Below are 13,749 nucleotides of genomic sequence, written 5' to 3' on the forward strand. Positions count from 1 at the left end.
GCCGGGCGCGCGCGGCAGGCCTTTCAGTCGCCGGTGGCCGGTTCGCGGCCCCACGGCGGCGCGCGCTCGAACTCGGCCACCCAGCACTGCATCTGATCCGCCGGCATTGGCTTGGCGATGCCGTAGCCCTGGGCCAACGTGCAGCCCATGGCGAGCAAGGCCTCGCCGTGATGCAGCGTCTCGACGCCTTCGGCCACGGCCGTGCGCCCGAGCGCCTTCAACAGCAGCAGGATGCCCTGCACGATCGCGCGGTCGGCCTCGCTGTCGAGCATGTCGCGAATGAACGACTGGTCGATCTTGACCGACGACACCGGCAGCTGGCGCAGGTAGGTGAGCGACGAATAGCCGGTGCCGAAATCGTCGATGGCCACCGCCACGCCGAGCGCCTGGCACGCCTGCACGAAGCGGGCCACCGTGGCGAACTGGCTGATGGCCGTGGTCTCGAGAATCTCGAGCTCCAGCGCACCCCGGCCGAGCTTCGGGTACTGTGCCAGTTGCTGCGTGAGCCGGTCGACGAAGTCGTGGCGCATCATGTGCAGCGGACTCACATTGACGCTGACCGACATGCGCAGGCCCGCCTCGAGCCAGTCGTACAGCTGCCGCAATGCCGCGGCGATGACCCACTCGCCGACCTGCTCGGCCAGCGCGTCGTCCTCCAGCAGGGGCACGAAATGGATCGGCTGCAGCAGGCCGCGCTGCGGATGGTTCCAGCGGATGAGCGCCTCCGCGCCCACCACGATGCCGCGGCGCATGTCGACCTTGGGCTGGTAGCACAGGAAGAACTCGCCCAGCGCCAGCCCCTCCTGGATGCGCTGGCGCTCGCGCACGACCTGCGCATCGGCTTGTGCCTGCGGGGCGTCGAAATAATGCACCTTGCCGTCGGCGGCACGCTTGGCGAAGAAGGCCGCATGCTGGGCATCGCGCAGCGCGAGTTCGGGCGCCGGGCCGGTGCTGTCCATCATCCGCGCGCCGAGGCTGGCGCCCAGGTGGGCGGTGCGGCCCCGCCATTGCCAGGGTTCGGCCAGCGCCGCCAGGATGCGCTCCAGCACCTCGTGGCATTGCGAAAACCCCAGTCCGGCGAAGACGGCCGCGAACTCGTCTCCGCCGATGCGCGCCAGTAGCGACTCGCGCGGCAGTTGAGCCTTGATGCGACGGGCCGCTTCGACCAGCGCGGCATTGCCGCCCGCCATGCCCAGGCGCTGGTTGAGTTCGCTGAAGCGATCGAGATCGATGTCGCAGACGACAGCAAGGCGCTTGCCCGCGCGCGCCCAGTCCGCGATGAGCGGAGACAGCACCTCGTCCGGAGGAAGGCGCCTCAACGCTTCGTCCGGCGACGAGATGACATGAGCGGACTCGTTCGGCACAGGCTGGTGTTCCGAAAATCAAAAGCTGCTGATGCCTGGATTCAGCCTGCGCGGGCTGACCATGGCAAGGGATTTTTCGCTGGCGGCGTCTATGAACGGGATTCTTTGGTTCTTGCTACAACCAAAGAACTCCTTGCTGGCAAGGCTCGTCAACTGCTGGGGGCCATCGACGAACATATCTCAGGGACTTGTTTACGCAGCGCTCGGTCGCATCGCCGTGCACACGCGATTGCGCCCTCCCATCTTGGCCGCGTACAAGGCCTTGTCGGCGGCCTGGATCAACGTCTTCGGTGGTCCCGAGGTCACTGCGGGGCTGAACGCATCCACACCGGCGCTCAGCGTGACGAAGCCGTCGGGGGTCCCGGCGTGCACGATTTCCAGGTCACGAACCGCGCTGCGGATTCGCTCCGCCAGGACGGCGGCATCGGCCACATCGGTATTGGGCAACAGCACGGCCAGTTCCTCCCCGCCGTACCGGGCTGCAAGATCTCCCGGACGGCGAGATGCGACGCTTGCGATCGTGCGCCCGATCGTCTGCAGACACTCATCCCCGGCCGTGTGGCCGTAGATGTCGTTGTACTGCTTGAAGGAATCGACATCGATCAGTATGAGCGCCAGGGTGCTCGCGTTGCGTATGGCTCGGCTGAATTCGCTGTCGAGCGCCACGTCGAACTGCCGGCGATTTGCCAACCCCGTGAGACCGTCCTCCATGGCGAGGGTGTTCAAGGTCTTGTTCAGCGTCTCCAGCGCGTCGCGCGCCCGCCGCAGTTCGACCTCGGACTTGCTTCGCAGCTCCATCTGCTTCACCAACCGCCATCCCACGAGGCCGACGATCAACGTCAGGAGCGTGACGCCGCCCGTATGCCAGAGCGTTTCCCGCCACCAGGCGGCCAGGATCTCGTCCTTGGAGAGGGCCGCGGCAACGAACAGCGGATAGTTGGAGAGACGCCGGAAGCTGTTCAATCGCGTGACGCCGTCCTGCGCCGATTTGATTTCAGCCGTCCCGGCCGGGCCCTGAGCTACGTACGCCTGGAAGAGGCCCGTGCCCAGCATGCTTCTTCCGACCATGTCGGTGCTGTACGGCCGGCGAGTCATCATCGTTCCGTTCTCGAGGATCAGCGCAACGGCGCCGGCCTGCCCTATGTCGAGGCTGTCGTAGAACTTCAAGAAGAAGTCGATGTCGATCGTCGCGAGCGCCACGCCGGCAAAGCTGCCGTCTGCGTGATTGATGCGCCGGGAAACGGGAACGAGCAGTTTGCCGTTGGTCCGGCTCTTCACCGGAATACCGATGTGCGGTCCGCGGTCCTCGTGCTCGCGATGGAAGACGAAATACTCGCGGCTCGCGTTGTTCAGGTTCTGCGGCGCGATCTGCCGGGAGTTCGCGACCCAGTTTCCGTCCTTGTCATAGATGTGAAGTCCGTCGAGTTGCGGGAGTTCGGTCACCTGCATGGCGAGCACCTTACGAAGCCGTGCGACAGCTTCCGGCTCCGTCCCGTCGTGTTCGATGCGCTCGACGATGCCGACCAGCGCGGTGTCGGCCTGCTTGATGGTGTCATCCGCCTGCTGCGCCATGGCACGCGCCAGGTTCGATGCCGCAACGCTCATCTGCTGAAGCTGCTCCGCGCGCGAATTCCAGCTGTTCCAGCAGTCGAGCGCCACGAGGGCGAGGCAAACGACGGTCACGAAGGCTGTCGTTCGAAAAGTGATGGAGGGTCGGCGAAACACTGTGTCCTTCCGGAGCAACGGCGACTGATCTGAAGCGCTTGCGCGACTTTGACACATCTCCGGCCGGACCGTCACCTTTCGCCCGGTCGGCTGTGGGGCTCAAACAGCCCGCACGTCGAAGAACGCCTCGTCGGTGTCCTCGTCTCAACGACCGCTTCTCGCCGCCTGGCGGCCAACGACGTCGTTTGCTCTGCCGGCCCTGCGACGGGCCTGTCAACGCAACCGGGAGGCCTCCTGGCTAGGTTTAACCCCGCATCGCGCGGAAAAGCATTGACGCAGAATCACTTTTCACCAGGCCCACGTTGCGCAGCAGCGGCGCGCGATCCAGGGGGCAGTTTTCTACACATGGCCGATGGAAGGACCTGATGATGCGAACGAACTATTCCTCTGATCCAACGGCGCGCCGCTTGACCCTTTGTCTGGGCATTGCAGCCCTCGGCTTGGGTGCATTGGTGGGCTCAGTCGCAAGTGCACAGACGACTTGGCCCACCAAATCGGTCACCTTGCTGGTCGGCTTCCCACCCGGCGGGCAAACCGATTTTGCTGGACGCGTCTTGACGAACGGCATGCAGGGCGCGCTTGGCCAGCCGGTGCTCATCGACAACAAGGCCGGTGTCAACGGCAATATCGCCTCGGTCGAACTGATGAAGGCGCCGCCGGACGGCCACAAACTGCTGGTTGGCAATGGCTCGATGACGATCATGCCGCATGTCTACACCAAGCTGGGCATTGTCGATCCGCAGAAGATGACGCCCATCGGCGTCATGCTGCAGTCGCCGCTGGTGCTCGTGGTACCCGCCACCTCCCCCATCAAGACCTATGCGCAGTTCGCAGAGGAAGTGAAGGCCAGGGCCAAAGCGGGCAAAGGCATTGACTACGGCACCGGTGGGCCGGGCTCGCTGATACATGTCACGATGGAGTTGCTGCGCGAACGCCTGGGCAGCCCGGCGATGAACCATGTGCCCTACAAAGGCAGCAGCCCCGCCATGGTCGACCTGATGGCAGGCCGTCTTGACGCCATGTTCGACGCGACCTCCGTCGTCGCCCCCTTTGTCAAGTCGGGACAGTTGCGCCCACTGCTGGTCACGGGGGAGAAGCGGTCCCCGATGCTGCCAAGCGTGCCCACGGCCACGGAAAGCGGCGTCAAGGACTTCACCATCATCTCCTTCATCGGCCTCTATGGACCACCTGGCCTGAGCCCCGACATCGTGAAGAAGGCCAGCAGCGCGATGAATGCGGCCCTGAAGGACCCGACCGTCGTCAAGAGCATTGTGGATCGCGGTGACGAACCCGGTGGCGGCTCACCGGAACAACTCGGCGAGATGACGCGCGCCCAGTACAAGATGTGGGGAGCCGTCGTGAAGGCAAACAACATCACAGCGGATTGATGGCTGTATAGCGCCCGCAGCTGCCGATCGCATGACCGCAGCGCGGCCAGCGACGGCGACCCGGGCTACTTGGGTGCCATGGTGGTGAGCACGGCCAAGCTCATGGCCTCCACACTCGTCTTGATCGAGGGCTCCGGCACCGGTGCGAAGAAAGGCGAGTGATTGAAGGCCAGAGGCTTGCCGCCGGGCTTGAGCGACGCCGCCACATCCTCGGGCGAAAGCACGCCCACGAAGAACATCATCGACGGAACACCGGCATTGACGAACTCGGAAAAGTCCTCGCTCGCGGTGATGGGCCGCACCTGCACCACCTTCGGGTCGCCAAACGCTGTCTTGAGCGCCGCCGCCGTTCGATTGACCACCGCTTCGTCGTTGACCACTGCGGCGCCGCCCGGCACGAGGTCGACCACCGGCTCGGGCGCACCGCCCATCATCGCCGCCGCGTTGGCTGTGCGGCGAATGCCGGCCAGCAGCTTCTCACGCACTTCCGGCTGATAGCTGCGGATGGTGCCGCGCAGCACCGCTGCGTCGGGAATGATGTTCCCCACGGTGCCGGCCTGAATGGCGCCGATGGTGATCACGCCGAACTCGGCTGGATCCTTTTCGCGGCTCACGACGGTCTGCACATCGGTGACGAAGCGTGCGGCGATCGCGATCGGGTCGATGGTCTTGTCTGGTGCCGACCCATGACCGCCACGACCCTTGAAGGTGATCTCGAGCGAGTCCGAATTGGAGCTGATCGCACCAACCTTGTAGCCAATGAATCCATAGGGCGACGGCGAGGTGTGCAGCGCGAACGCGAAGTCGGGTTTGGGGAAACGCTTGAACAGACCGTCGGCGAGCATCGCCTTGGCGCCCGAGACGGTTTCTTCGGCGGGCTGCGCCACGAACATCAGCGTGCCTTTCCACTGGTCTTTCATCGCGAGCAGCGTGCGCGCGGTGCCGACCCAGCTCGCCATGTGGATGTCGTGACCGCAGCTGTGAGCCACGAAAGTTTCGCGGCCGTTCGATTGCGTCTTGGCCTTGCTCGCGTACGGCAGGCCAGTTTTCTCCTCCATGGGCAGCGCATCGAGTTCGGTGCGCACCAGCACCGTCGGCCCTGCACCGTTCTTGTAGATCGCCACGACGCCCGTGCCGCCGATCTTCTCGGTGACGTCGAAACCGAGTTGGCGCATTTCACCAGCCAGCTTCGCGGCCGTGCGCACTTCCTGAAATGCGATCTCCGGATTGGCGTGCAGGTCCTTGTAGAGCGCGTCGAGCGATGGGTACATGCCGTTGACGATGGGCCCGACTTGCTGATGCAGCGACTTCTGTGCGCCGACGTTCAGCGCCAGGGTCAGCAACGCAACGGCGGACAAAGCGCCGCGAGGAAATGAACAGGAAGACATGAAGAAGACACCCCGTGAAAAGGAAAGAAGACGGACACCCGCCGCACCAGTGTGAACGGCTTCATGCAAGCTTCGAGCCCGGGATTGCCCTCCCCGGCCTTGACGTCATGAGACACGCCGCGGACAGCAAGGTCACGACGACCGTGGTCACGAACTCGCTTGCCGCGACAGACGAATCACTGGTGTACTTGCCTACGCACGGCAGCGAACGGCGATGCTGAAGCATCTACAACACTCCTTCTGCGTGCGCAGCAATCAGTGTGTTGCATCGACCGGTTGAATCCGCCAGCGACACCCGACATCCAATGCTGGACTTGCAACCCTCATCAGGAGCGCGCACTGTTCGACCGGTCAAAGCGACTGCAGTCAACAGAAGCTTCCTGCGCGATGGACGCCGCTGGGTACTGCACCGGGAGCCGGAATCAAGCTGAGCCCAGCGACTGCGCTGGTCCGTGCTGTCGCGGGTGGTGGACGAAGATTTTCTGTAACTCGGCTTACGCAAACTGCGTAAGCGTCATCTCAGCACCCTCTGTTTTTGTTGATGGCTTTGAGCAGGATTGGCTGTTCGGTGCGCACGGCGGTCGTGTGCATCAAGAACCGCTAATGCACATCAATGAACGATCAAGACACCCCGAGCAAGCGCCGTCGGCGCGAGCACAGCCCGATGTTCAAGCGCGAGGTGGTCGCGCGCAGTCTGGCGCCCGGTGCGTCGGTCGCAGCCGTTGCGCTGGAAGCCGGCATCAACTCGAACCTGCTGTTCGCATGGCGCCGGATGCACTTGAGCGCTCAGGAGCGGCCCCAGACGCCGGTGCCGTCGAATCCCTCGCCGATGCTGCTGCCCGTGACCATCGAAGCGGCACCGGTTGGGTCATGCCCTTCACCCACGGCGGCGGCGCCTCGTCAACCTGCCGGGACCATCGAGATCGATGTCGGCGGAGCGAGGGTGCGATTGCGCGGCGCGGTCGACGAAGCCAGCGTGCGTTATGTCCTGCAGACGCTGAAGGCGCTGGCGTGATCGGCCTGCCCACCAGCACTCGCGTCTGGATCGTCGCGGGCCATACCGACATGAGGAAGGGATTCAACGGCCTGTCTGCGATGGTGCAGACAGCGTTGGAAGCCAACCCCTTCTGCGGTCACGTCTTCGTCTTCCGCGGCCGGCGCGGCGACATGCTCAAGGTGCTGTGGTTCGATGGCCAGGGATTGCTCCTGTTGGCCAAGCGTATGGAGCGCGGCCGGTTCGTCTGGCCGCAGGCGCACTCTGGCAAGGTCTCGCTGACCCCGGCTCAGCTGTCCATGCTGCTCGAGGGCATCGACTGGCGCATGCCGACTCGCACCGATCAGCCCGCGCTCGCGGCTTGAGGCGCGCGCAAGAATTCGTCTTCTGAACGCACGAGCCTCGGTCAACTCCGGGTAGGCCCGATGGCATAGTAGAGGGCGTGCCGAACACCGTCAACGCGCCCCACACCGTCGACTCGCTGCTGCGTGTCGTAGAGGCGCGTGACGCTGAAGTCGCTTTGCTCAAGCTGCTCGTGGACAAGCTCAAGGTGCAGTTGCTGCGCCAGGTCCGAGCCCGCTTCGGTGCCTCCAGCGAACAACTCGACGACCCGCAGCTCGCGTTGATCGCTGCCTTGCCGATGCACGATCTTGCGCCGGTCGCGCAGACACCGAAGGCGCAAGCCGCCAACAGCGAAGGCTTCGACCGCAGCCTGCCCGCGCACTTGCCGCGAGAGAACCATGTGTACCGGCCCGAGGCGTCGAACGCACGGCACGACGCCGCCGGCCAGGCCTGCGGCTGCAGCGCGTGCGGCGGCCGACTGCGCCAGATCGGCCAGGACGTCTCGGAACAACTGGGGTACGTGCCCTCGCGCTTCAAGGTGATCCGCCACGTGCGCCCCAAGCTCGCCTGCATGGCGTGCGAGTCGATCTTCCAGGCGGCAGCACCGAGCCGGCCCATCGCGCGCGGTGTCGCGGGTCCTGGGCTGCTGGCCCACGTGCTGGTCGCCAAGTATTGCGACCACCAGCCGCTCTACCGCCAGAGCCGCATCTACGCCCGCGAGGGCATCGTGATCGAGCGCTCCACGATGGCTGGCTGGGTCGGCCAGAGCGAGAAGCTGCTGGACCCGCTGGTTGCAGCGCTCGGGCGCTACGTGCTGGCTGGCACGAAGCTCCACGCCGACGACACGCCGGTGGCGGTGCTCTCGCCCGGGCGTGGCCGGACCAAGACCGGAAGGCTCTGGGTCTATGTGCGCGACGATCGCGCATCGGCAAGCACCGACGCGCCGGCAGCATGGTTGCGTTACTCGCCTGACCGCAAGGGTGAACATCCTCAGACGCATCTGAAGGACTTCAAGGGCGTGTTGCAGGCCGATGCGTATGCCGGCTTCGCCAAGCTCTATGCAAACGGCAACGTCATCGAAGCTTCGTGCTGGGCACATGCGCGCAGACCGTTCTGGGATCTGCATGAGAGCCAAGGGCGTGTGCCAGGCTCGATTGCAGAACAAGCGCTCAGACGCATCGGTGCGCTGTATGCGATTGAGGCCGACATCCGAGGGCGCCCGCCGGGTGAGAGATGCCGGGAGCGCCAGGCGCGAGCCGGGCCGCGGCTCGAAGAGATGTTTGCCTGGTTGAGAGGAATGCTCGGGCAGGTGTCCGCCAAGTCGGAGCTCGCCCGCGCCATCGGCTACACGCTCACGCGGCTGGGGTCGTTGACGCGCTACCGCGACGACGGGCGCATCGAGATCGACAACGCCGCCGAACGCGCGCTGCGCGGTGTCAGCCTGGGCCGCAAGAACTTCATGTTCATGGGCTCGGACGCCGGGGGCGAGCGCGCCGCGGCCATCTACAGCCTGGTGGAGACCGCCAAGCTGAACGGGATCGATCCTGAAGCCTACCTGCGCGATGTGCTCGGACGCATCGCGGACCATCCAATCAACCGCATCGACGAGCTGCTGCCGTGGAACATCGGTGGGCAGCACCTGGAACAACGACTGGCAGCCTGAAGACCTGTACCCGGGCGCTTGCAACCGGACAACGCGAAGAGGACGACAAAGTGAACCCGCAAGGCACCGACCCAAAGCTGATCGATGCGCTCAACCGGGCGAGCAGCCTGGAACTGTTCCAGCTGAGCGCCATCATCGAACGGATGCTGGCCGACCCGCGACGCATCCTCGCCGTGCGCACGAACATGCACCTCGGCCAGATGGTGCGCTTCCTCGACTGGCGCGATGGACAGATGCGCAACGGCAAGGTGGTCGCCATGAAGGACATGCAGGTCACCTTGCACGAGGAAGGCTCGCGGCGTGAATGGAAGCTGCCCTACACGGCAATAGAGGCGCCAGATCCTTCAAGCCCAGCAGCGACGGCATCTGCGCGCCCCGCACAACCGACGAACCTGCCTTCGCGTGGCGACTTCCGCTGCGGCGAGAAGGTCTCGTTCGACGACAAGTACCTCCAGCCTCAGGTGGGCATCGTCGTGCGCATCAACCAGCGCACCGCCACCGTCGACACGGGCAACGGGCATTCATGGCGAGTGCCATTCCACATGCTGCGCCAGGTCTTCGACATCTGATCACTCGGCCGTGGTCAAGAGGGCCGTGAGCTGACGCTTACCAAACTGCCACATGACGCCCACTGCAAGGAGCGCACTGCCGTGCAAGAAATAGATCACTGCAAGCGTGGCCCAGGACTACCATTCCATCGTTCACGTGCGGTTCGGCACGAGACTGCCGCGGACTGGTTGCTCACTCGTGCAAGGAGAGTCGCGATGGCAAGTCCAATGCATGTCAACAAGCTTCAGACGAAATCCCATGACGAACCGGATGAGGTTCGGGAGCCCGAAAAGACCCGGGTCGAAGTGGTCCGCCTCGAGGGCTACACGCTCGGACGCTTCAAGTTCGAGCCCGGGTGGCGCTGGTCGAAGTGCATCAAGCCGGTCGTGGGCACAGACAGTTGCCAGGTGGCTCACGTCGGGTACGCGGTGTCCGGTCGCATCACCGTGCAAATGAATGACGGCTCGCAGACTGTCATTGAGGAAGGCATGTCGTACACCATTCCACCGGGTCACGACGCATGGGTCGAAGGCAACGCTCCATTCGTCGGCTTGGAGATGATGAGCGCAGAGGAATATGCAAAGTCCAAGAGCTGACCCGAGGTGAAAGGCCTCAGGAACAGACTTCTTCGGGATGCTCGAACGCCGGCGTGATCCGTACGGAACAACATACATCCAGGGGTGGGTACAAAACCGCCGCCCCAGGGGATTCAGGAGGTTTGTACCCCCTTCTGTACCCCCACTTGGCGCTGGCAGTCACCGGATTTCAGTGTGTGCCTCCGGACACGATTCGCCCGGCCCAATGAAAAAGGCCGCTAGGTATATGCTCCTAGCGGCCTCTGTCTTTACTTATGGTCGGTGTGAAAGGATTCGAACCTTCGACCCCTTGCACCCCATGCAAGTGCGCTACCAGGCTGCGCCACACACCGAAGCTCTCGATTATAGCGGGCTAAATTCAGTGCCCGACAGTCAGCAGCTCACGAATTTCAAAAAGCTCTCGGCGAAGGTGCAACAACTGCGACAGGTCGACAGTCTGCGTGGCCGCTGCGGGCCCGGGTTCGTCTTGCACGGCAGCGTCGAATTCTTCCTGGCCGATCTCGATCGCCTCCAGGCCTTCGAGCGGCACTTCGCCTGCCTTGCGGCGGTCGCGCTCGCCTTGCGTGAGTTCTTGCAGCTTGTTGCGCGCACCGCTGATGGTGAAGCCCTGATCGTAGAGCAGGTCGCGGATGCGGCGGATCATCAGCACTTCGTGGTGCTGGTAGTAACGACGGTTGCCGCGCCGCTTCATCGGACGCAGCTGCGTGAACTCCTGCTCCCAATAGCGCAGCACGTGCGGCTTCACGCCACAGAGTTCGCCGACCTCACCGATGGTGAAGTAGCGTTTGACTGGAATCGGCGGGAGCGCTTTCTCCATTATTTCCATTGAAATCAAGACTGTGCGCGGGAAACCTCATAGATTACTCTACGCGGCCACACAGCACCAAGCACTATTCCGCGCCCAAGCTCCACTCGACTTCGGAAGTGCCGTCCTGCGGCTCGATGCTGCCCTGGATCTGCTCCTTGAGCTTCGCGCTCGCATGAAAGGTGGCCACGCGGCGCTCGCCGATCGGAATGGCTTCGCCTGTGCGCGGGTTGCGCCCCGGACGCGGCGCCTTCACGCGGATCTGAAAGTTGCCGAAGCCCGAGATCTTCACGTCCGTGCCTTCGATCAGGCTGCCGGCGACGAGCTCGAAGAACGCCTCCACCATGTCTTTCGACTCACGCTTGTTCAGGCCGATCTGCTCGAACAGCAGGTCGGCCAGGTGCGCCTTGGTGAGCGCCGGCGTTTCGAGGGCTTCGAGCGTGAATTCGGCGGCGTTCATCTTCATCCTCTCAAGCGGCCGCCCAGGGTGGCGCCCAGTTGTTCGACGATTGCACGGACTGCAGGCTCGACCTGCTCGTCCGTTAGCGTGGCGACATCGCTCTGGAAGGTCAGGCGCACGGCCATGCTCTTCTCGCCCGGTGCCAACGCACCCGGCGTCGCCACGGCGCCTTCACGCAGCGGCTGCGGACGGTAGATGTCGAACAGCGTGGCATCGCGCAGCAGGCCCGATGCGGACGCACCCGCACGGATGGCCTGCATCAGCGCATCGTGCGACACCGCTTCGGCCACGACGACCGCAATGTCGCGCTCGACGGCCTGGAGCTTGGGCACCGGCTGTGCCACGGGCACGGGCCGCGCCGTGACGGCGTCGAGGTCGAGTTCGAACAGCACGGGCGCCTGGGTGAAGTCCCATTTCTGGCGCCAGCGCGGATGCAGTTCGCCGATGAAGCCGATGGCCTGGCCGTCGAGCAGCACGCGGGCCGAACGGCCGGGGTGCAGCGCCGGATGCTCGGCCGCCTCGAAGGTCGGCACGCGCGGCGCGAGCAGCGCCTCGACATCGCCCTTGACGTCGTAGAAGTCGGCGCGCTGCGGCTTGCCGTCCCAGCGCGACGCTTCGGCATCGCCCCAGGCGAGGCCGGCCACGCGCATGGGCTGGTTCACACCGCGCACGGTGCTGTCGGTGGTGACGACGCTGTCGTCGCGCAAGAACACGCGGCCCAGCTCGAACACGCGCACGCGCGGCGCCTTGCGATCGAGGTTGAACTTGAGCACCTGCAGCAGCGAACCGAGCAGCGACGAGCGCATCACGCTCATCTGGCTGGCGATGGGGTTCAGCAACTTGACCGGGTTGGCATTGCCCGCCAGGTCTTGCTCCCAGTGCGCTTCGACGAAGCTGAAGTTGATGGTTTCCTGGTAACCCAGCGCTGCGATGCTGCGGCGCACTGCGAAGCGGCTGCGCTGCGCTTCGGGCCGCACGCGGGCGGTGATGGGCGCGAGCGGCGCGGTGGTCGGCAGGTTGTTGAAGCCGATCAGGCGCGCGACTTCTTCGATCAGGTCTTCTTCGATCAGCAGGTCGAAGCGGTGCGGCGGCGGCGTGACGGTCAACGTGCCCTCGCCTTCGACGAGGGCGAAGCCCAGGCGGTTGAGTGCGTCGGCGCATTGGGCCTGTGTCAGCGGCATGCCGATGACGCGCGCGGCGCGGGCCACGCGCAGCGTGACGGGCGCGGCTTCGGGCAGGCGCAAGGTCTGGTCGTCCATCTTGCCGGCTTCACCGCCGCAGATCTCGACGATCAGCTGCGTGATGCGCTCGATGATCTGCACCGTGCGGCTCGGGTCGACACCGCGTTCGTAGCGGTGACCGGCGTCGGTCGAGAAGTTGAAGCGGCGCGAACGGCCTTGCACGGCCTCGGGCCACCAGAACGCGGCTTCGACGTAGATGTTGCGCGTGTCGTCGGACACCGAGGTCGCGTCGCCGCCCATGATGCCGGCGAGCGATTCGACTTCGCGGTCGTCGGCAATCACGCCGACTTTTTCGTCGACGGTGATCGTCGTGCCGTTGAGCAGCTTGAGCTGTTCGCCCGCCTTGCCCCAGCGCACCGTGAGGCCGCCGTGGATCTTGTCGAGGTCGAAGATGTGGCTGGGCTGGCCGTACTCGAACATCACGTAGTTCGAGATGTCGACCAGCGGCGTCACGCTGCGCTGGCCGCAGCGCGCGAGGCGCTCGACCATCCAGGCCGGCGTCGCGACCTTGGTGTTCACGCCGCGCACGATGCGGCCGGAGAAACGACCGCACAGGTCAGGCGCTTCGACCTTGACGGGCAGCACATCGGAGAACGACGTGGCCACGGGCACGATGGCCGGCGTCTTCAGCGGTGCGCCGGTGAGCGCTGCGAGTTCGCGCGCCACGCCGTACACGCTGAGGCCGTGCGCCAAGTTGGGTGTGAGCTTGAGCGTGAGCAGTGCGTCGTCGAGCTTGAGCACGTCGCGCACGTCGGCGCCGAGGGGTGCGTCGGCATCGAGTTCGAGCAAGCCGCCGTGGTCTTCGCTCAGGCCGAGTTCACGCGCCGAGCACAGCATGCCCTCGCTCTCGACGCCGCGCAGCTTGCCCAGCTTGATGAGGAAAGGCTTACCGTCTTCACCCGGCGGCAGTTCGGCGCCGACGAGCGCGCACGGCACCTTGATGCCGACGCGCGCATTGGGCGCGCCGCACACGATGTTCAGCAAGGCGCCCTGCCCCACGTCGACCTGGCACACGCGCAGGCGATCGGCATTCGGGTGCTGCACGGCTTCCTTGATTTCGCCGACCACGATGCGCGTGAAAGGCGGCGCCACCGGACGGCGCTCTTCGACCTCGAAGCCGCCCATGGTGAGCGTTTCGGCCAGTGCGGCGCTGTCGAGGGGCGGGTTGCAGAACTCGCGCAGCCAGGATTCCGGGAATTGCATCTCTTCGATCTCGATCTGTTTTTCTGGTTTG

General features: G+C 64.8%; 13 protein-coding genes and 1 tRNA gene. 6 read left to right on the forward strand and 8 right to left on the reverse strand.

Going from position 1 to position 13,749, the window contains the following annotated elements:
• Nucleotides 1-23: 23 nt before the first annotated feature.
• The 3 genes from IG196_RS19450 to IG196_RS19460 all read right to left on the reverse strand — a co-directional run bounded on the left by IG196_RS19450 (nucleotide 24) and on the right by IG196_RS19460 (nucleotide 3,089).
• Complete coding sequence (locus IG196_RS19450; RefSeq protein WP_225616736.1) at nucleotides 24-1,295, reverse strand: putative bifunctional diguanylate cyclase/phosphodiesterase; 1,272 nt, start codon at nucleotides 1,293-1,295, stop codon at nucleotides 24-26.
• Nucleotides 1,296-1,382: 87 nt separating this feature from the next.
• On the reverse strand, nucleotides 1,383-1,541 hold the full coding sequence (locus tag IG196_RS19455; protein ID WP_180838898.1) for a hypothetical protein: 159 nt from the start codon (nucleotides 1,539-1,541) through the stop codon (nucleotides 1,383-1,385).
• Nucleotides 1,542-1,556: 15 nt separating this feature from the next.
• Entirely contained in the window at nucleotides 1,557-3,089 is a 1,533-nt protein-coding gene (locus IG196_RS19460) for a sensor domain-containing diguanylate cyclase (RefSeq protein WP_192192542.1), read from the reverse strand.
• Between the two features lie 368 nt (nucleotides 3,090-3,457).
• Between IG196_RS19460 and IG196_RS19465 the strand changes: the two genes are divergently transcribed.
• Entirely contained in the window at nucleotides 3,458-4,477 is a 1,020-nt protein-coding gene (locus IG196_RS19465) for a Bug family tripartite tricarboxylate transporter substrate binding protein (RefSeq protein ID WP_192192544.1), read from the forward strand.
• Between the two features lie 65 nt (nucleotides 4,478-4,542).
• Here IG196_RS19465 and IG196_RS19470 read toward each other — a convergent pair whose 3' ends face one another.
• Nucleotides 4,543-5,865 carry an amidohydrolase gene (locus tag IG196_RS19470; protein WP_192197089.1) on the reverse strand — a complete coding sequence of 441 codons (1,323 nt, stop codon included), beginning with the start codon at nucleotides 5,863-5,865 and terminating at the stop codon, nucleotides 4,543-4,545.
• A gap of 613 nt (nucleotides 5,866-6,478) precedes the next feature.
• Here IG196_RS19470 and tnpA point away from each other — a divergent pair.
• The 5 genes from tnpA (at nucleotide 6,479) to IG196_RS19495 (ending at nucleotide 10,009) form a co-directional block, all read left to right on the forward strand.
• Complete coding sequence (tnpA, locus tag IG196_RS19475) at nucleotides 6,479-6,880, forward strand: IS66-like element accessory protein TnpA (protein WP_192192546.1); 402 nt, start codon at nucleotides 6,479-6,481, stop codon at nucleotides 6,878-6,880.
• Nucleotides 6,877-7,224 carry an IS66 family insertion sequence element accessory protein TnpB gene (gene tnpB, locus IG196_RS19480; protein ID WP_192192548.1) on the forward strand — a complete coding sequence of 116 codons (348 nt, stop codon included), beginning with the start codon at nucleotides 6,877-6,879 and terminating at the stop codon, nucleotides 7,222-7,224. The genes tnpA and tnpB overlap by 4 nt, the downstream gene beginning before the upstream one ends.
• A gap of 77 nt (nucleotides 7,225-7,301) precedes the next feature.
• Nucleotides 7,302-8,864 carry an IS66 family transposase gene (tnpC, locus tag IG196_RS19485; RefSeq protein WP_192192550.1) on the forward strand — a complete coding sequence of 521 codons (1,563 nt, stop codon included), beginning with the start codon at nucleotides 7,302-7,304 and terminating at the stop codon, nucleotides 8,862-8,864.
• 50 nt (nucleotides 8,865-8,914) lie between these two features.
• Nucleotides 8,915-9,433 (forward strand): hypothetical protein, encoded by a 519-nt coding sequence (locus IG196_RS19490; protein WP_192192552.1) that lies wholly within the window; start codon nucleotides 8,915-8,917, stop codon nucleotides 9,431-9,433.
• 195 nt (nucleotides 9,434-9,628) lie between these two features.
• Nucleotides 9,629-10,009 (forward strand): cupin domain-containing protein, encoded by a 381-nt coding sequence (locus tag IG196_RS19495; protein WP_153280721.1) that lies wholly within the window; start codon nucleotides 9,629-9,631, stop codon nucleotides 10,007-10,009.
• Nucleotides 10,010-10,264: 255 nt separating this feature from the next.
• On the opposite strand, the gene IG196_RS19500 is transcribed toward IG196_RS19495, so the two are convergent.
• The 4 genes from IG196_RS19500 to pheT all read right to left on the reverse strand — a co-directional run bounded on the left by IG196_RS19500 (nucleotide 10,265) and on the right by pheT (nucleotide 13,718).
• Nucleotides 10,265-10,341 (reverse strand) — tRNA-Pro (locus IG196_RS19500).
• Between the two features lie 26 nt (nucleotides 10,342-10,367).
• Nucleotides 10,368-10,826 carry a MerR family transcriptional regulator gene (locus IG196_RS19505; RefSeq protein ID WP_192197090.1) on the reverse strand — a complete coding sequence of 153 codons (459 nt, stop codon included), beginning with the start codon at nucleotides 10,824-10,826 and terminating at the stop codon, nucleotides 10,368-10,370.
• A gap of 73 nt (nucleotides 10,827-10,899) precedes the next feature.
• On the reverse strand, nucleotides 10,900-11,274 hold the full coding sequence (locus IG196_RS19510) for an integration host factor subunit alpha (protein WP_101490294.1): 375 nt from the start codon (nucleotides 11,272-11,274) through the stop codon (nucleotides 10,900-10,902).
• 2 nt (nucleotides 11,275-11,276) lie between these two features.
• Nucleotides 11,277-13,718, reverse strand: coding sequence for a phenylalanine--tRNA ligase subunit beta (gene pheT / locus IG196_RS19515; RefSeq protein WP_192192553.1), 2,442 nt, complete (start codon nucleotides 13,716-13,718; stop codon nucleotides 11,277-11,279).
• Between the last annotated feature and the right edge of the window lie 31 nt (nucleotides 13,719-13,749).

It is taken from the genome of Variovorax sp. 38R (assembly GCF_014843395.1).
Lineage (GTDB): Bacteria > Pseudomonadota > Gammaproteobacteria > Burkholderiales > Burkholderiaceae_C > Variovorax > Variovorax paradoxus_H.